The sequence below is a fragment of the Candidatus Viridilinea mediisalina genome, from assembly GCF_002532535.1.
Classification (GTDB): domain Bacteria; phylum Chloroflexota; class Chloroflexia; order Chloroflexales; family Chloroflexaceae; genus Viridilinea; species Viridilinea mediisalina.
In genome coordinates, this window is record NZ_NQWI01000104.1 from 1 (window position 1) to 17,876 (window position 17,876).

14 protein-coding genes are annotated in these 17,876 nt (G+C 58.2%); 7 read left to right on the plus strand and 7 right to left on the minus strand.

The genetic code is table 11. The annotated features are described in order from the left end of the window. The first annotated feature begins 121 nt into the window (after positions 1-121). Positions 122-664: an acyltransferase gene (locus tag CJ255_RS17020; protein WP_097645299.1), complete on the plus strand. Its 543-nt coding sequence runs from the start codon at positions 122-124 to the stop codon at positions 662-664. 80 nt (positions 665-744) lie between these two features. Further along, positions 745-2,613: a molecular chaperone HtpG gene (gene htpG, locus CJ255_RS17025; RefSeq protein WP_097645300.1), complete on the plus strand. Its 1,869-nt coding sequence runs from the start codon at positions 745-747 to the stop codon at positions 2,611-2,613. A 90-nt stretch (positions 2,614-2,703) separates the two neighbouring features. Here the strand turns inward: htpG and CJ255_RS17030 are convergent, their stop codons facing one another. Both CJ255_RS17030 and CJ255_RS17035 read right to left on the minus strand, forming a co-directional pair. Next, complete coding sequence (locus CJ255_RS17030) at positions 2,704-2,979, minus strand: BrnA antitoxin family protein (RefSeq protein ID WP_097645301.1); 276 nt, start codon at positions 2,977-2,979, stop codon at positions 2,704-2,706. A 140-nt stretch (positions 2,980-3,119) separates the two neighbouring features. Further along, positions 3,120-3,503, minus strand: coding sequence for a hypothetical protein (locus CJ255_RS17035; RefSeq protein ID WP_097645302.1), 384 nt, complete (start codon positions 3,501-3,503; stop codon positions 3,120-3,122). A gap of 486 nt (positions 3,504-3,989) precedes the next feature. Here CJ255_RS17035 and CJ255_RS17040 point away from each other — a divergent pair, with 486 nt between their 5' ends. The 3 genes from CJ255_RS17040 to CJ255_RS17050 all read left to right on the plus strand — a co-directional run bounded on the left by CJ255_RS17040 (position 3,990) and on the right by CJ255_RS17050 (position 8,517). Further along, on the plus strand, positions 3,990-5,474 hold the full coding sequence (locus tag CJ255_RS17040) for an FGGY family carbohydrate kinase (protein WP_097645303.1): 1,485 nt from the start codon (positions 3,990-3,992) through the stop codon (positions 5,472-5,474). A gap of 117 nt (positions 5,475-5,591) precedes the next feature. Beyond that, positions 5,592-6,443, plus strand: a complete 852-nt coding sequence (locus CJ255_RS17045) for a Uma2 family endonuclease (RefSeq protein ID WP_097645304.1) — start codon at positions 5,592-5,594, stop codon at positions 6,441-6,443. Positions 6,444-6,618: 175 nt separating this feature from the next. After that, complete coding sequence (locus CJ255_RS17050) at positions 6,619-8,517, plus strand: YegS/Rv2252/BmrU family lipid kinase (RefSeq protein WP_097645305.1); 1,899 nt, start codon at positions 6,619-6,621, stop codon at positions 8,515-8,517. A 187-nt stretch (positions 8,518-8,704) separates the two neighbouring features. Here CJ255_RS17050 and CJ255_RS17055 read toward each other — a convergent pair whose 3' ends face one another. From CJ255_RS17055 to CJ255_RS17075, 5 genes are all read right to left on the minus strand, one after another. Further along, entirely contained in the window at positions 8,705-10,000 is a 1,296-nt protein-coding gene (locus tag CJ255_RS17055; protein ID WP_097645306.1) for a cellulase family glycosylhydrolase, read from the minus strand. A 607-nt stretch (positions 10,001-10,607) separates the two neighbouring features. Continuing rightward, the gene (locus CJ255_RS17060) at positions 10,608-12,401 is read right to left on the minus strand and encodes a hypothetical protein (protein ID WP_097645307.1); all 1,794 of its coding nucleotides are present in this window, start codon (positions 12,399-12,401) and stop codon (positions 10,608-10,610) included. Between the two features lie 268 nt (positions 12,402-12,669). Further along, positions 12,670-13,113: a response regulator transcription factor gene (locus tag CJ255_RS17065; RefSeq protein ID WP_097645308.1), complete on the minus strand. Its 444-nt coding sequence runs from the start codon at positions 13,111-13,113 to the stop codon at positions 12,670-12,672. 157 nt (positions 13,114-13,270) lie between these two features. Then, positions 13,271-14,068 carry a TrmH family RNA methyltransferase gene (locus tag CJ255_RS17070; RefSeq protein ID WP_245863522.1) on the minus strand — a complete coding sequence of 266 codons (798 nt, stop codon included), beginning with the start codon at positions 14,066-14,068 and terminating at the stop codon, positions 13,271-13,273. Positions 14,069-14,639: 571 nt separating this feature from the next. After that, positions 14,640-14,921: a hypothetical protein gene (locus tag CJ255_RS17075; RefSeq protein ID WP_097645309.1), complete on the minus strand. Its 282-nt coding sequence runs from the start codon at positions 14,919-14,921 to the stop codon at positions 14,640-14,642. Between the two features lie 214 nt (positions 14,922-15,135). Here CJ255_RS17075 and CJ255_RS17080 point away from each other — a divergent pair, with 214 nt between their 5' ends. Both CJ255_RS17080 and CJ255_RS17085 read left to right on the plus strand, forming a co-directional pair. Next, positions 15,136-16,053 (plus strand): alpha/beta fold hydrolase, encoded by a 918-nt coding sequence (locus CJ255_RS17080; protein ID WP_097645312.1) that lies wholly within the window; start codon positions 15,136-15,138, stop codon positions 16,051-16,053. A gap of 186 nt (positions 16,054-16,239) precedes the next feature. Beyond that, positions 16,240-17,643: a hypothetical protein gene (locus tag CJ255_RS17085; RefSeq protein WP_124681987.1), complete on the plus strand. Its 1,404-nt coding sequence runs from the start codon at positions 16,240-16,242 to the stop codon at positions 17,641-17,643. Positions 17,644-17,876 lie beyond the last annotated feature (233 nt).

Sequence of the window (17,876 nt, forward strand, 5' to 3'; positions counted from 1 at the left end):
CTTTCAGCTTTACCGTCGTAGTGCCGACTTTAGTCGGCATCCGGGGGGTGTCGGCGACCTCAGCCGACTAAAGTCGGCACTACCTAATGGCGCAAAAGCGTTGAGAAGTTAGGAAACATGCATGGCTACTATCCATCCCACTGCCGATGTGTCGCCACTGGCGGTGATCGGTGCAGGTACACGAGTCTGGTCGTATGTACAAATCCGGGAGCGGGCTCGGATTGGGGTTGATTGTATCATTGGGCGCAATTGTTACATTGATCTGGATGTAAGCATTGGTGATCGGGTGAAAATCCAGAACAATGCGTCGCTCTATCTGGGCCTCAGCGTAGAGGATGGGGTCTTCATTGGGCCCCATGTGGTCTTTACGAACGATAAAGTCCCCCGCGCAATCAACCCCGACGGCACACTCAAGCAGACCAGTGATTGGCAGGTTGGGCAGACCCGCGTCTGCTACGGGGCCGCGATTGGGGCCCACAGCGTGATTGTGACTGGCATTACGATTGGCCGCTGGGCCATGGTTGGCGCGGGCAGCACCGTCACCAAAGATGTCCCCGACTATGGACTCGTGCTTGGCAATCCGGCACGGCTGATTGGTTGGGTCAATGCGCGTGGCGAGCGTTGTGCCAGCCAAGCGGAGGCGAGGGCTCTACCGACGTTCTAGCATCGTGCTAACAATCTTCTAACAGAATCATGGTACAGTCATAGGTGGTTTTCCAGACTTTGGACGCAAGGAGTATCATTATGACCACAGAGCAGAGTACCGCCCCGGCACCAGAAGCGCTGACCTTCAAGGCTGAAGTGCAGCAGGTGTTGCATATTCTGGCTCATTCGCTCTACACCGACCGCGAGATTTTCCTGCGCGAATTGATTTCCAATGCCTCCGACTCGCTCAATCGCATGCAGTTCGAGATGCTGACCAACCGTGAGGTGCTTGATCCCGAAGCGGAATTGGCTATTCGCGTTGAGGCCGATAGCGAGGCGAAGACGATTACGATTAGCGATAGCGGTACGGGCATGACCAGTGATGAGTTGGTTGAACACTTGGGCACGATTGCCCAGTCGAGCGCCCGTGCGTTTGTGCAGCAGACCCAGGAGGGCAATAAGGCTGCTGCGAGTGAAATTATTGGCCAGTTTGGCGTGGGCTTCTATTCGGTCTTTATGGTTGCCGACAAGGTAACCGTGTTGTCGCGCTCTTTCCGCCTAGAGGCTGAGGCGGCCTTGTGGGAGAGCAGCGGCGATGCGACCTTCCAGGTTGGGCCAGGCGAACGTGAACAGCGCGGCACCACCATTACGCTCCAGCTCAAGGAGGATGCGGCGGAGTTTGCGAACAGTTGGCGCCTCGAACAGATCATCAAGCGCCACTCCGATTTTGTCGCCTTCCCGATCTACAGTGGTGACCGGCAGATCAATCAGCAGAAGGCGCTCTGGCGGCGCGCCCCGCGTGAGGTGGAGGCCGAGCAGTACCAGAATCTCTACCGCCAACTGACCCTTGATGCCGATGCGCCGCTGCTGCAACTGCATCTCTCCACCGATGTGCCGGTGGACATGCACAGCATCCTCTTTGTGCCCGCCAAACGCGAGCGCGGCCTGATCGAGCGGCGCATTGAGGGCAAGGTGAAGCTCTATTCGCGCAAAGTGCTCATTCTGGAGGAGGCCAAGGATATTCTGCCCAACTACTTCCGCTTTGTCGAAGGGGTAGTAGACAGCGAAGACCTGCCGCTCAATGTCTCGCGTGAGGCGGTGCAGTCCGCGCCGGTGATGCAGCGCATCCGCAAGACCCTGACCTCCCGCTTGCACCGCGAACTCAACGATCTGGCCAGCCAAGACGCTGAGAGGTTTGCCGCATTCTGGAAAGAGTTTGGCGTCTTCATCAAAGAGGGCATTGCCACCGACTACGAGAACCGCAACGAGTTGCTCAAGCTGCTCCGCTTCAACTCCAACCGCAGCAGCGATGAGTTGATCACCCTAGAGCAGTACAAGAGCCGCATTGTGGACGGCCAGACGGAGATCTACTACCTGCTGGCCTCAAGCCTTGAGGCGGGCTGCACAAGCCCCCACCTCGACCCCTTCACGGCGCGGGGGATCGAAGTGCTGATCTTGCACGACATCATGGATGGCTTTATGCTCTCCGGCCTGCGCGACTATGAGGGGCTGAAGCTACGCAACGTGGACGAGGCCAACCTCGAGTTGCCCGGCAGCGCCGAGGAAGCTGCGCCCCAAGTGGACGATGCCGCCTTTGCGCGGATCGCCGAGCGGGCCAAGGCCATCCTGGGCGACAAGGTCAAGGAGGTGCGGGCCTCGAAGCTGCTGCGCGACAGCCCAGCCCGCCTGGTGAGCGACGATGACGCCATGGGCCGCGAGATGCAGCGCATCCAGCAGATGTTGGGACGCGAGGGCGAAGCAGCGCCGCGCATCCTCGAACTCAACCCGGCCAGCGGCCTGATCGCCAGCCTCGCCCGCCGCCTCGAAAGCGACGCCGACGACACCGTAACCACCGCAGCCATCGAGCAACTCTACGACAACGCGCTGCTGATCGAAGGCTTGCACCAGAACCCCGCCACCATGGTGCCACGCATCATGAAGCTGCTAGAGGCGGCGGCGCGCGGGTAGGGCGTATAGGCTTCGCGGTACATCTACCGACGGGAATGCGGGGGAGGCAAAACCTTCCCCGCATAACTCTTTTTGTTCCATACAGCCAGATTAGAACTTGGCCGCTTTATGTGCTTCAGCATAGATACGGAGAGCCGCATTCATCCGCTGTTCATAATCATCACCTTGGGCTTTAAACCAGCTCAACACATCGGAGTCAACGCGCATGGTCATAGTGACGATTTGATTTGGCATACGCACCTTTGCACGTCTAAAAAAATCTTCAGTTAAGGGCGGTATATCCGATGTATCTATCTGATCATCTTTTAGGGCATCAACCCGTTCCCAATCAGTTTCCAAACATTTGCTTGTAGGCAACTCGCTCATGACCCAGCGCCTTTCGTAGTGAAATGAGCGGATGTTCAACTGATTCTTCGAATCATCCCATTCAAAATTCATGAATGCAGTATAGCCAAGTCTACCCTACTAGGCAAGGGGTAAACTTTGTGGTAGAACCCTCTGCAAGCTCAAAGGGTGGCGGGGGAAATCGCCTCATAACCCACGGTGCTTACGCTGAACTGAACACCGCGCTGCTCATTTTCCAGCCCCTGCTCGGCATAGGTGAGGGTCTGCCAACCCAAGTTGTCGCTCGCAGTCGGATCAGAACTGCCATTGCCGCTATTAAAGCCGGTGGATGTCACACCACCAATGAGTATTGCCGTCCCAATACCAATGGAAGCGGGAGGTGCATCGTTGTGTTCGGTATTACTAAGGCCGTTAAAATTCCATTGCGTAATCGTCCTCGTGGTAGCCAGCGCCGTCGGCGGGGCAACGCTTAACAACGAGGCCAACAGGGCCACCAGTAGTAGTCCAACAAGGGTCACATGGGAACCTAGACGCGGTTGCATCATGGGTTTTCTCCTTCAACAATAGGTATTGTGGAAACACAACAAGCGGTAGGGCTACAAACCCTACCGTAGATCATACTAGAAAACTTCGTTTAAGCCAACTTGATTAAGTGTTATGAAAAGGTTATGGAATGTTATGGTTTTGAGGAAGATTTAGGGCCACGCTCCAGACCCCCTCGTTGTTCCGCGTTGGCGGCTTCGCCACCAACGCGGAACAAAAAAGAGTTTGTTAGCGCGAAAAAGCTCTGATCTCGTAGGGGGGCGTTGCGTTGGCTTCGACAGGCTCAGCCACCGCGACGTTGGCTGAGCCTGTCGAAGCCAAGCGGCGGCGAAGCCTGCTCCGTGGTTATAGTCACTTGCTACAATTGATGAGACGGGCGCCTCTCGCCTCTCGCCTCTCGCCTCTCGCCTCTCGCCTCTCGCCTCTCGCCTCTCGCCTCTCGCCTCTTCGCCTCTTCGCCTCTTCGCCTCTTTACCACGGGGCTTCTTGTGGCTACGAAACTCATTCTCGGTATAGACCAAGGCAGCAGTGGCAGCCGTGCCGTCCTGCTTGATCAGGCGGGGCAGGTGCGGGGCTATGGCTACCGCCCCTTGGCTCGGCTCTACCCCCAGCCCGGTTGGGTTGAACAGCGCCCGGCGGCGGTGGCGCATAGTGTTGCAGCCGCAATTGATGAGGCGCTGGGACGGGCTGGGTGCGCACCGCGCAATGTTGTGGCTTGCGGCCTTACGTCGCAACGCGATACCACTTTTGCCTGGGATCGGCACAGTGGCCGCGCTCTTGGCAATGCGATTACCTGGCAAGACCTACGCACGCTTCCGCTGGTTGAAGAGGCCGAACGCTGGTGTTATGCCGCTGAACGGCGCGAACGCTTGGGGCAGTTTCCCGGCGCATCATGCTCCGCGATGCATATGGCTTGGCGCATGCGCCACGATCCCGCCTTCCAAAAGGCCGCCCTAGCCGGAACCCTGCACGTCTCGCTGGCCGCTGGTTGGGTCGTTCAGGCCCTCGGCTTGCCCGCAGAACACGCCCTCGATGGCTCGCTGCTGCAAGCAATGACCATCTTCGATCCGCGTCGCCGCGCCCTCTGGGATACCTGGATTGACTACTTGGGCCTGCCGCGTACCGCATTGCCCCACGCCCGCCCGACTCTGCATCCCTTTGGCCGTCTGCGCGTTGGCGATACCTGTGTGCCAGTCACCGCGATGCTCAGTGATCAGCAGGCCGCCCTCTTTGGCTATGCTTGCCACCAAGTGGGGCAGGCTGCGGCAACCCACGGCATTGCTTCATTCATCAATGTGGTCGTTGGCCCCAACGCGCCGCCCCAAGGCATCTGCAAAACCTGTTTGGCCTGGGAGTTGGAGCAGTGCCCGACCTACAGCCTTGAAGCCGATATGACGGTCACGGGCGCTGCGGTGCGCTGGCTCACCCAGATGCGCCTTATTCGGCGGGCAAGCGATCTGGATGCCTTGGCGGGTGCGGTGAAGAGTAGTGAAGGAGTGGTCTTTGTGCCCGCCTTCACCGGCTTGGGGGTGCCAAGCGAAGATCGGGGGGCACGTGGCAGCATTATGGGCATGTCCTTGGGCACCACTTCAGCCCATATTGCCCGCGCCTTCCTCGAAGCCATTGGCTGCCAACTGCGCGAGATTCTCGATACCATGGAGCGCGAGGCGGGCATCAAGATCGAGGAGTTGCGCGTTGGCGGTGGGTTGGCCAATAGCGATCTGGCATGCCAACTGCAAGCTGATGTGGCCGGAGTTCGCCTCGTGCGCGTCCGCGAACCAGAGATGAGTGCCCGTGGGGCCGCCCTGCTCGCCGGCTTAGGCTGTGGCTTCTGGGCCAGCCCTGCAGCCCTGCCGCCCCTGCTCAATGGCAGCGAGCGCCACTTCGAGCCACGCCTCGCCCCCGGCCCCCGCGCCGCCCTGCTAGAGCGTTGGGCCTGCGCCGTCGAGCGTGCCCGTGGCTGGGCCGCATGATATAATGCCAATTACCCTTGAACATGCCGCATGATCAAGAACGCGAAAGCCCATTGGAACGCCATGTTCGGCAATCGGCAATCGGCAATCTGCAATCGTAAATGGTATAATGCCAGAATGACACAACCACAACGTGACGCATCCCCTGAACATGAAGAAGATATTTGGCGCTACGGATGGCGCTATGTTCACCGGCCTTTACCCTTGGATGCCGAACACTATGAGCGCGTGCCCCTCAGTTTGCAGGACGTTCTCCACCCTGAATTGGGAGACTGTATTGTGCATAGCGATCGCCACGAGACTGATCGTATGTACCTTACTCAAACGCTGCGCGCTCAACTTGAACCTTCAGGTTTGGCGGTGGTTCTGAGTGATGTACGGATTGTTTGGGATGTACCCAAGCTACGCTACCATAGCCCTGATCTGATGGTTATCCCCGGCCTGAGTATGCGCCAGAATTGGAGTAGCTTCGCCGTTGCCCAAGAAGGTGTACGTCCCGCCCTGATCATTGAACTCACTTCACCCGAAACACGGCGTAACGATCTCTATGATAAAGTGCTTCACTATGAACAGGCTGGCGTTGACCAGTATGTCATTGTGGATGACCCCGGACGCACAGCTTCACGCCAACTGCGCCTGATTGGCTACCGCATGCTCGATGGCAGCTATCAACCTCAACCACTTGATGCCCAAAAGCGTATCTGGCTCTACGTCGCCAACCTCTGGCTCGGCACCCGTGGTGATCGCGTCGTCTGCTATGATGCCAGCGGCAACGAGCTAGGTGACTATGTGGACGTTGTGCAGGAGGCAGCAGCGGCAACGGCGCGTGCTACCCAAGAGGCTGAAGCCCGCGCCGAAGCCGAAGCCCGCGCCGCTGAAGCCGAAGCCCGCGCCGCTACCGCTGAAGCCCGCGCCGCCCGCCTCGCCGCCCGGCTACGCGCATTGGGCATGGAAGAGGCCGAGGAGTAGCCCCTTATAGAGTTTTTGCAGAGATGCAGAGGATTGCACCACAGAGACACAGAGAACACAGAGGCATTTGTGCTACAGCAATCACGATGGGGCGCGATCCCTCAATTCCGGACTCTGTGTCCTCGGTGCCTCTGTGGTGAATATCTCTGTATCTCTGCTCAAAGGAGTCGCCCCCATGTCCACTGAACCCCAACGGGCCCAACAGATCTTTGTCGTCCTCAATCCTGTTGCAGGCACTAGCGATGGGGCCGTGGTACGCGCTACGATTGAGCAACATTTGGGTGGCGATCAGCGCCAACTCACGATCTATGAGACGACGGGGGCAGCCGATGAGGATATTCACGGCTTGGTGCGGGCGGCGCTCGCTGATGGCGCTGACCTCGTGGTCGCTGCTGGTGGTGATGGCACGGTTTCGCAGGTGGCTTCAGCCCTCGTGCATCAACAGGCAACCTTGGGCATTGTGCCCGCTGGCACGGCCAATGTGATGGCCGAGGTCTTGGCGATCCCGACTGAGCTTGAGGCGGCAGTGGCGCTGCTCGCGGATGATCTGCATACCACGCGGGTGGACGGGATGCAGATGGATGATCAGGTCGGGTTGCTGCATATCAGTGTGGGCATTACCTCGTTGATGCAGCGCGATACCAGCCGCGATCTGAAGCGTCGCTTTGGGCGTTTGGCCTATATTGCGGTGGGTACGCGCTGGCTCTTTGGCTTCCAACCGCGCCGCTTTATGCTCGTGGTAGATGGGCAACGCCGCCGCTTGAGAGCCTCCCAAATTCTGGTGGCCAACGGCGGCGCAATGGGTCAACCGCCCCTGAGTTGGGGGCCGCGCATTGAGCCTGATGATGGCATCCTCGATATTTGTATCATCAATGCCCGCACCTTCCGCGACTACCTGGGTGTTGGATGGGCCGTGCTGGTGGGCAAACAGCGGCGCGACCAGCGCATGCGTTACCTGAAAGCACGCGAGACTATCTCGATCAATACGAAACCGCCCTTGCCTGTCCAACTGGATGGCGAATTGGTGGGCAAAACGCCGGTGCAGATTAGCCTCCTGCCTGCGGCGGTGCGCTGTGTGGTAGGGCCAGAGTTTATTGCCCACCAAGTGGCTGCCACGACCCATGAAGAACTGCCTGCCCTCGTGGCTGCCGCACCAGCGCCGCCCGAGGAGGCACAGCGCGTCGCAGCAGTGGCGCAGGTCTTGCGTGCCCGCCTCAACCAAGTGGTTGGGCCAGAACAGGCCCGCCAGGTGGTTGATGAGTTGCTACGCATCGCTGCCGAGCTGCCCGCGCCAGCCGAAGAGGCAGGCCGCGCCGACGATCAGCCCGGCGAGGCGGTGCGCCGAGCCGCGAGTAAGCCCGGTGCGGCAGGGATTGCCGGGGCCATCATTGAGACTGCGGCCCAACTGGCGGCTCGCGAGGATGAGCAGCGCGAAGCGCTTGAACAGGCCGCCCAGCAGGTTACCAGCCCTGAGCCGGGGGTTGCGCCCGAACTGGCCGGCTCGCTCCAACTGCTGCGTAACGAACTGCTGCAGCGCATGCGACCCTACCAAGCACTTGACACCCGCCTCTTTTTAGCTATCAACCAACTGCCCCACCCTAGTGCCGCCAACCGTGCGATGTATGCCCTCACCAGCGTTATGAATGGCGGCATGGGCTGGATCGGCATCCTGCTGCTGGCGACCGCCCTCAATCGGCGGCGTGGCCTCAATGCACTCCGCGAAATCGCCCCGCCCATGTGGTTTGCCACGATGAGTGTTGAGTATCCCATCAAGAATGCCTTTCGCCGCCGCCGCCCCTTCATAGACATTGTGCAAGCCATTGCGGTCGGGCGCAAACCGGGTACCTACTCCTTCCCCTCGGGACACTCAGCCGCCGCCTTCGCGGGCGCCTACCTGCTCAGTCGCCATTACCCTGAACTCCGTTCGCTCTGGTATAGCCTTGCGGCCCTAACCGGCTTTTCGCGCATCTACCTGGGCGTACACTACCCCGGCGATGTCGTCGCAGGTGCCCTCAGTGGCACTGCGATTGCCGAACTCTACCGGCTGTTGCTTGATCTCTTAGCCGAGCGGTGAGGTGAGGAGGCGAGGAATGGCCCTCACCCCCTACCTCGCTCTTAGGTTGTGGAAGAGTAGGGTCACGGCGGTGCCGTGCCCCTACTCCGGGCGACTTTTGCGCTATTACGCTCTTTTGCGGCAACAAAAACACCAAACCCTCGGTGCCCTCTGTGCCTCTGTGGTGAAAATCGCTCTCTGCCCTCTCCTACCGCCCCTGCTCCTGCCGCAATTCTGCAATCAGATTCTGCACGGCCAAGTAGGAGGGACGCGGACTCCAATCGGGGTTGAGGATGCCAAAGGAACCCTGCTCATGGTTGGGGTCAAGCCCCGCTTCGGCCTTGGTGACTGCAAAGTTCATGTTCCAGAGGAAGAGATTGCCGATAAAGGGGTACTGCTCGTGGCTACGGCGAATCGCGCCGGTGATGTATTCGGCCTGCTGCTCCAACGAGACAAAGTTGCCAAATTCGTAGCCAGGTGAAACATTGGGTGTCGCCCAGCCAAACTCAGTAACCCAAATCTTCTTATCACCCATGCCATACTCCTCCATCCAGCGGCGCACATTCTCGACGTGGCGGAAGTAGTGGGTGGGATGGTCGTTCCAGCAACGATCAGGGGCAGGCTCACAGCCAATGATGAAGCTTGGATTGTCGGGCCAGAGGGTATCGGGCGGATTGGCCGCACCACCGGGGTGAACCGCCTGAATATCGAAGTAGTCGCGCACCTCGCCACCATTGTAGGTGAACATGGCCCGGTAGAACTCCTCGTCCGAGAGCGCAACAGCGGGATCGGTCACCCCACTTGAAGAAGAGGCCGCCGCCAAGACAAGCACATCGGGATCAATCGCCTTGATACGCTGATACGAGAGCTTCAGCATCTCCACATAGCGTCCCACATCCTCAGGCGTAATGATCCCCCCGGTCTCATGGGCCAGATTGGGCTCATTCCAAATCTCATAGGCATGGATGCGGCCCTTATAGCGTTCTGCCAGCACCTCCATAAAGTTGGCGAAGGTCTCAGGATCATCAGGCAGGCCATTGGTGGCGCTATAGGGCGTAGGCGAGCGTACCACATTGACGAGCAGACGCACACCCGATGCATTGACCGCATCCACCAGGGCATCCACCTGATCCCAAGCCCAGATGCCATTCTCCGGGTCTTCAATATCGCGCCAATAGATCTGCTGACGCACCCAATCGAAACCCGCATTCTTGGTAAGCTGCATCACACGCTCGCGGTCGGTATAGTAGAGATGCACCACCACGCCAAACTGAAGGTAGTCGGCATCGAGCGGGGCAACCGCAGGCGACGTTTCCGGTGCGCCTGGCTCTGTAGCGGGCACCGCGGGCGCATCTGCACTCGCATCGGGATCACTCTGGGCATCTGGAGCTTGGGGCGCAGCAGGCTGATCAGCGGGCGCCGACGCGCCACCACAGGCAGCCAACAGCGCAGCAAGGATGAGCAGAATCAACATGCTGCTCAAACCACGGGAACGGAGGAACATAGGGAACTCCTTGAAATTTAGGATATAGAAAATGAGGAAAGAGAAAATAGCACAAAAAGCCTATTTTCTATTTTCTCGTTTCTGTATCCTTAGCCTTAACAGTCTAACCCCCTCTCTCGCTACAGCGAAAGAGGGGGCGAGAGGAAGAACAAAGGAACAGAGGAACAGGGGAACAGGGGAACAGGGGAACAGAGGTTTCAGGCCACTTTAGGGAAGCAAAAATTGTTACGTATCCCAGCAGCCTGTCATGCTGAATAGTACATTATGGACAGGCATCGTAGTGCCGACTTTAGTCGGCTGAGGTCTTTGGCAGCGATGGGAAGCCGACTAATGGTCTTCCAGAAATTAATCCGGTGTCGCGGCACGGACTAGACCTGATAGATATGCCAGATCTGCGAGGTCTGGTTAGCGGATTATTTACTGGAAGACCATAAGTCGGCACTACCTACGGCGTAAACGGGAACGTTCCTACGAACCTTCGCTCAGGGTGGCAACGCAATGGGGCAATCAACAACATCCGCTTCCCTAACCTCGGCACTCCGTCGGTAACGTTGAAGCCTGCAACATGTTCTTGGTTGCGGCGCTTGCAGCGCCGCAACCAAGGAAACTACCGCTTCGGAAAGTTCTGAAGCGCAAAGTAGGATGGGCGCGGGCTCCAGTCGGCGTGGAGGACGCCAAAGGCGGCCTGTTCGTGGAACTCGTTGCCGTAGTAGCGCCAAGGGATGGCGAAGTTGAGGTTCCAGACAAACATTGCGCCAACCCAAGGGGCCCACTCGTAGCGGCCAATCTCGAGCGAGCGGGCGAGCCACTGAGCCTGCATCTCAGGCGTAATGCTATTGCCATACTCATAGCCGGGCGTATTGTTCGCCGTGGCCCAACCAAACTCGGTGATCCAAACCTGGCGGTCGGCCATACCATTGGCTACCAGTACCGCACGGGTATCTTCGATGCGACGGAAGTAGAACTCGCTACTCGTCTGCCAATTGGGGCCGGGACCGGGGCGCTCAGGCCACTTGCTATCGGGCGGATTGTAGTGGCCACCGGGGTGCAGGCCAATGGCATCAACACTGCGGCGGAACTTAGGATTCACCGCCATCTGTCGGATATACTCCAAGTCGCTGATCGCAATGTCCACCCGATTGGTATCGGTGCTAGAGGGAGCGCCACTCACCACAATCGCGTAGGGATCGCTCGACTTAATCGCGTTGTAGGCCACCTCAAGCAGATCAACATAGAAATTAGCATTGGCTACACGCCCACCGACGCCACCATCGGTAGCACAATCGCCACCATTTTCACAGGCACGGTTCTGCTCATTCCAGATCTGGTAGGCTTGCACGCGGCCCTGGTAACGGGCTGCCATCTGGCTCAAGAAGTAGGCAAAGTCGCCAAAGTTCTCGCGGCGCGGCATGCCGGGGCCACCGGCCCACCGAGGTGCCGAGACAATCCCAAGCAACAGGTTGACATTCTGGCGATTGGCATCAGCCACAATATCATCCAACTCACCCCAGAAGATCTGCCCCGACTGGTCATGCAGATCCTTCCAGCGCACCTGCTGGCGGATCCAGGGCATCCCAGCATTGTTCGCCAGGGTCAAAGCGCGGTTGCGATCCTGCCATGCCGAACCCTGCCCGTAGAGGTGGGCATTGAAGCCATAGATGAAGGGGCGGGGCAGCGCATCAGCGGGGCCACGGGGGGTAAAGGCCGGATTGTTGGCGTGGTGGCGGTCGCGGTACTCATTGCCCAACAGACCAAGCAGAATGCGGTAGTTGGGATTGGCCTGATTGGGGTGCCACTCAAGGCGCTGGCGCTCAAAATACTGCACCCAGTAGGTCTGGCCATCGGCCTGATTCACCTCTTGGAACTGCTCACTGAGCGGGTAGCCAAAGACGGCCAAGCCGCCATTATTCTGCCAGAAATCGCGGAAGGGCGCAGGCTGATTGCGGAGCGTGTGGCCCGTCTCAGCAAACCAGGTGCCATCGCCAGGGTTGCCAACTGGCTGGAAGGGTGCCTCGTTCTCACGGCCCTTGGCCAATTCTTGGCCCATCAAGCGACCCTGAATATAGTAGCGATTGCCATCGCGCCCAAAGTTATTGGGATGCTCCTCAAGCACGGCGCGCTCGAAATACTGCACGCGATAAAATTGACCTGGATTGGTAAAGCTCTCTTCAATGAAAGGCTCAGAAATGGGGAAACCAAGCACAAAGAGCGCATTGGGCGTATTCTTCCAACTCTCAAGGAACCAGTTTACCGCAGCGTGGCCTGTTTCACCAAAGTGGCGCGCCTGATACGGGGGGAAGGTGTCGGCCACTTGATGCTGTGCTGCACTCGGCTGGGGCAATGCGGCAGCAGAAACCAAGATAGCGACCAAGACAAACGCAACAACAATACGTTTCACCATACGTTTTCTCCTCAATTGAACCAAAATACAGCTCACCACTGATTGTAGCAGCACAAGCTGACAGACAACTGACGACACACTGAAACCCCGGTTACCATTTGGTTACCGGGATGATGCGGGCGCAACGCTGCGCATAAGTACGTAGCATAGAATCATCGCAAGGCCGCTGTGCCGACACGGTGCCCCGTTGCCGGTTATTGCCGGGCTGTACGTTCAGACAGGGCGATTATACGGGTGGGAGCTACGGGCGTCAAGCGTAGGGGCGAATTTACTTCCCCGAAGAGCCACTCACACTCAGGGCCGCCAGTGACGGCCCAACTGCGGGCTTCATGCTTCGCTCGCTCTGCAAAATGGTATGCACAATTGGCACCAACTCGCGCAATTCAATCGGCTTGGCGACATAGCGCGTTACCCCTAATCCGCGCATCTTCATGCGCAGGCCCGGCGAATCGTAGGCCGTCAAGACCAGTACGGGAATCATAGGCCGAAAGGCTTGTACTGCTCGTACTAATGAAATTGCCGCATTGCCGTGGGGGTTAGGATCCACAATTACGAGATCAACATGACCGGTTGCACAAGCGAGCCATGCGGCATTTGGCGATGAAGCAACCATAATGCTGAAGCGTTCGCCCAGCATCGTTTGCAGACCGCGTTGGGTAATCAATGCAGCCGCAGGGTCTTCGTCAACAATGTAGATCTGCCTGACTAGCATGGTATCTGTTCCTCCGGCAAATTGGCACGGAGCGATCAAAGCCTCTTTAACTCCCTTCATTATCCTAACAGCCTCAACCCTTTATGTGATGGGGCGACAACACAACTAGAAGTGGTAAAGCAACAACTTGTGATTTTCATCACGGAATCTCATGGTATTATGCACGGGCTATATCATGCTGACGCAACAATTCATAGAGCATAATGCCGGTGGCAACCGCAAGATTGAGCGAGTCGCTATGCCCAAGCATCGGTATGCGTGCGAGCTGTTGGCAAGCGGCTTGCTGGCTGGCATCCAAGCCGTGACGTTCGCTCCCCATAAGCAAAACGAGCGGCTGGGGATATTTGATCTGTTGAAAATGGGTGGCGGCTTGATCACTCGTGCCCACCAGCGGCAATCCACAGGCATCCAACCACACGCAAAAGGCGGGCCATGTGGTTTGCACCAACGCCACTGCAAATGTTGCCCCCATTGCCGCACGTAGCGCCGCCGGATCATAGGGATCAGCGGAGGGCCCGATCAGGATAACCCCGCCGCCCCCAACCGCCTCAACCGTCCTGATGATCGTCCCAAGATTGCCTGGATCGGCAGGTTCCATCAGCGCCACCCAGCCCAGGTGTTGACGCAGATCAAGCTGATCGAGGCGTACCCAAGCTTGACGTACCACTGCCGCAAGCCCTTGCGGGCCATCTTTTTGGGCCAGATGCTGAAAAACTGTTGCGCTCACTTCGATCACGGCGCAACCCGTAGCCCGTTGCTGCGCTACAAGCTCTACGGCAAAATCGCTCCGCAGCAACTCAGGCGCAACCACAAGGCACTCGATGCAGCCACTCCGAGCTGCCTCACCCACCAAACGAATCCCCTCAATCAAACAGGTGCCACTGGCCTCACGTGCCTTGCGCTGACGTAAGGCCCGTAGCGCCTTGATGGTTGGGTTTGCAGTGCTTGTAATCATAATTCTGGTAGGATGGGGACATGAGGACGCGAGGACGCGAGGACGCGAGGACGCGAAGCTCTCGCCGCTTCGCCTCACGCATCCTCGCAAGATGGTACTAAAGTCTCATTCCTAGCTAGTACCAGCATAACAAAACTACCTGACCCATGCGCTATTGTATCTCTACTCGTCTGTCTGCTACAATGGAGAAGGACAAACGGTAACCACACTCTCCCAAACGACAAACTGCTTGTCTAGGTTCTTTCACATCACACGAGCGCGTGAGAACACCATCGCTGCCCACATTCTAGCAAACATCTCTGTTAGCATCTCACCTGCATTCTAGCAGCCATCCCAGTTTCATCCTAGCCAACATCCTCCTGCATCCTAGCAGCCATCCCAGTTTCATCCTAGCCAACATCCTCCTGCATCCTAGCAGCCATCCCAGTTTCATCCTAGCATCGTTTCCAAACATTCCAGAATATCTCACCACCGTTCCAGCCGACATCCTTGCTAACATCGTAGCCAACACTCCTGTCTGTTCAAACGGCTCAGAGCACCACCCAATAAATCTCAAAACACTAGTACGTTGCTACGCACCGTGCGCGATGAGTAAGAACCAAACGAGGCCCTGGCGATCGCCAGGGTCTCGTTCGTTGTCTGAAGAACTTTTTGTTAGCACGAAGAAGCCCTGGGCCGCGCCGCTTGGCTTCGACAAGCTCAGCCACCGAGCCAACGTCGCGGTGGCTCGCTGGCTGAGCCTGTCGAAGCCAGCCTGTCGAAGCCAGCCTGTCGAAGCCAGCCTGTCGAAGCCAGCCTGTCGAAACCAGCCTGTCGAAGCCAGCGTCGCGGTGGCTTCGACAAGCTCAGCCACCGCGACGCCCCCCCTACGAGCCCAGGGCTTCTTCGCGCTAACAACTCCTTTCGTTCCGTGTTGGCGGCTTCGCCGCCAACACGGAACGAAAAACGGGGTTTGGGGCGTAGCCCACTTAAACCCTGTGCAACTTGTGTGCAATATGTTATACTAGGTACAACGCTTTACTCGACGGCATGATGCGCGTAGCACATGAGGAACAAATATGGCAGTGATGACTAAGACTACAACCACTGGCGCAACTCGATCCGAGCTGCGCTACCGCGTGAACCAGAACTATGTGACAGGTAGCTATGGCCCGATGCGCTACTGGGCCTCCGAGCCACGCCATGGTACGCCGTTGGTCTTTGTGCATGGCTATGGGGCGCTAATCGAACACTGGCGTCCCATTATGCGGCGGGTCGCCCGTGAACACACCTTCTTTGCGCTTGATCTCTATGGCTTTGGCTATTCAGCCCGTCCCGCTGGCCTCTCCAGCCGTGAGCGCTGGGCGGCTCAAGTGGCAACCTTCATCAACAAGATTGTCGGTGGCCCGGCGGTAGTGATTGGTCACTCCATGGGCGGTGTCGTGGTCAGCGAATTGGCACGCAGTCGCCCCGAATTGGTACGTGGCCTCGTACTGGTCAACAGTTCTGGAATGCAGCTCTACGAGCGCCCGATGAGCCCTGCTGATCGTGTGCTGCTCAATCTGATTGGCACGCCCCTGGTTGGTGAGGCGGTCGCCAATGTGATTGCGACTGAATGGGGTGTACGCCAGGCCCTCTTGTCTGCCTACCACCACAAGGAGCGCGTCACCCCAGAGTTGGTAGAGACCTTCGCGGGGCCGTTGGAGCGCTTTGGTTCGCAGTCTTACCTGAATACCACACGTAACGCCGAGAATCTGGTGATCAAACTGGAGCCAGGCGAGTATGAGGGGCCAGCGCTGCTGATGTGGGGTTCTGAGGATCGCTCATTGCCGCCCACCGATGCCAATGCGATCAAGCGGCGCGCCTTGCCCCAAGCCGAGATCAAGTTGCTGCCCGATTGTGGCCATTGCCCCTTCGACGAGATTCCGGATCTCTTTGCTGATACGTTGCTGAGGTGGGTGAATGGGTTGGGGGAGCATGAAAAGAGTACCAATACAGCCGTCTAGTTCCCTCCTGCTGCTCAAGAGTTGAAAGAAGATATGTTCGTTGCCGCAAAAGAACGCAAAGGAACGCAACAAAACGATGGTGCCTTCGCCCCTCTCCCGCAATGCGGGAGAGGGGTTGGGGGTGAGGGCCATCCGGCGCATCCCAATGCCCTATTCGTGACTTTAGAAAACATGTTCTTCCCGCCCATGAACCTCCTCCTCCTCGGCCTGCTCTTGGCTGGCACGCTGCTCATGGGTACTCATGCTACCCAAGCGCAGCAGCCGCTCGCTCAGACAACGACGGTCTATCTGCCGTTGGTGATCAAACCGGGTATGCCTTCAGGGGTTGTTGGGCCTACTGAGCTGAATCTGCGTGCTGCTACGCACCTTGGTGGCAGTGATGATGATCATGCGGCGGCGGTGGTGCTTGGCGCCGATGGCACGGTGATTGTTGCGGGTACGTTGCCGGGCTATCAGCCGCCAGGGGTGGTTCCTACTACGCTGCTTGATGGCAGTGACGGCTGGCTGTTGCGCTTTAGCACGGATGGCCAGTTGCTTGGCGCTACCCGTTTGGGTGCCGAGGTTACCGGCTTGGCGGTAGACCCTACGGGTACGCTGGTGGCCTGTGGCGATTTTGGGCTGGCTGCTTTGAGTGCCGAGGCCCAAAGCTTGCTCTGGCACGCTGAGGTTGGGGCTGGCCGCCGCTGCGCCGTTGGGCTTGATGGTACTAGCGCGGTGCTAGTGGAAAACGAGGTGGCCCTCGTTGCTGCCAATGGTACCCCTCTAGGCCGCTGGTCTGCTGGTCGTGGCAGTAGCAATGATCTCGTAGTGGACGGGCAACGCGAGCAGGTGATTGTCACGGGTTTTGTGCAGATTACCTCCAATCTGCAAATTCCCTTCATCCGGGCCTATAGCTACACGGGCGAATTGCGCTGGCGTAGCTACGATTTCCCGGCGGGGACACCCAATCTTGGTACTGCCGATACGCGCGGCGAACGGCTGGCCCTTGGTCAAGACGGTATGCTCTATGTTGCAGGCTCGATCAATGGCGGTACGGGCGCTTCCATCTTTGTGCGCGATCCCAAAGATACGAGCCAGAGTGCCACTGATCGCATTGTGGTCACCGATAGGTACACCAACCCCTTCAATGTCGGCTCGATCAAGATGCTCTGGATTGGGCGCTTTGATCCCGCCGATGGGACGCTCCTCTTGGGCCAGTCGCTCTTGACGCGCCTGAGTAATGAGCGCGGCAACTCGATCAGCGCAGCGGCCATGACTGCCAGCAGCGATGGCACGGTCTATCTGGCTGGGCAGGCGTTCGCTTCGCTGGCCCAGCGCGACGACGTGGTGATCAATGGGGCGCGGATTGGCAGCTATGGCGGTGGTGATGCCTATGTGTTGGTACTCTCGCCCGATTTGCGCCAGCGTCAGTTGTGGGTGGCCTTCAGCGCCGAAGATGGCAGCCGAGGTGGCGCGGTGGGCTTGGCCGTAGATAATGAAACCGTTGCACTCGTGGCCAACCTGACACGCGGGGCGTTTGTGACCCACAATGCGTTGCAGGCCGCCCCTGGCGGTGGCACGGATGCGTACATGGCCGTGTGGGCGCGTTAACACCAAATCCGATAGCCGATAGCTGAAAGCCGGACATGGCGTCTCAATGCGCTTGAATGTCATTAGGCATGCGGCCTATTCAATGGTAAGACATGGTTCATAGTTACTTTACAGTTTGGTCTCCGATGGAGTGCCGACTTTAGTCGGCTGGGGTCGTAGATTGCCATGGGATGCCGACTAAAGTCGGCACTCCAACTGTAAAGCTGAAAGGCCGTTTCTGAAACCATGTCTAA

What these genes read in the sequence shown, in the direction of transcription:
- CJ255_RS17020 (WP_097645299.1), top strand. Translation starts at nt 122, where the DNA reads ATGGCTACTATCCATCCCACTGCCGATGTGTCGCCACTGGCGGTGATC.
- htpG (WP_097645300.1), top strand. Translation starts at nt 745, where the DNA reads ATGACCACAGAGCAGAGTACCGCCCCGGCACCAGAAGCGCTGACCTTC.
- CJ255_RS17030 (WP_097645301.1), bottom strand. Translation starts at nt 2,979, where the DNA reads ATGAGCGAGTTGCCTACAAGCAAATGTTTGGAAACTGATTGGGAACGG.
- CJ255_RS17035 (WP_097645302.1), bottom strand. Translation starts at nt 3,503, where the DNA reads ATGATGCAACCGCGTCTAGGTTCCCATGTGACCCTTGTTGGACTACTA.
- CJ255_RS17045 (WP_097645304.1), top strand. Translation starts at nt 5,592, where the DNA reads ATGACACAACCACAACGTGACGCATCCCCTGAACATGAAGAAGATATT.
- CJ255_RS17050 (WP_097645305.1), top strand. Translation starts at nt 6,619, where the DNA reads ATGTCCACTGAACCCCAACGGGCCCAACAGATCTTTGTCGTCCTCAAT.
- CJ255_RS17055 (WP_097645306.1), bottom strand. Translation starts at nt 10,000, where the DNA reads ATGTTCCTCCGTTCCCGTGGTTTGAGCAGCATGTTGATTCTGCTCATC.
- CJ255_RS17060 (WP_097645307.1), bottom strand. Translation starts at nt 12,401, where the DNA reads ATGGTGAAACGTATTGTTGTTGCGTTTGTCTTGGTCGCTATCTTGGTT.
- CJ255_RS17065 (WP_097645308.1), bottom strand. Translation starts at nt 13,113, where the DNA reads ATGCTAGTCAGGCAGATCTACATTGTTGACGAAGACCCTGCGGCTGCA.
- CJ255_RS17070 (WP_245863522.1), bottom strand. Translation starts at nt 14,068, where the DNA reads ATGATTACAAGCACTGCAAACCCAACCATCAAGGCGCTACGGGCCTTA.
- CJ255_RS17080 (WP_097645312.1), top strand. Translation starts at nt 15,136, where the DNA reads ATGACTAAGACTACAACCACTGGCGCAACTCGATCCGAGCTGCGCTAC.
- CJ255_RS17085 (WP_124681987.1), top strand. Translation starts at nt 16,240, where the DNA reads ATGAACCTCCTCCTCCTCGGCCTGCTCTTGGCTGGCACGCTGCTCATG.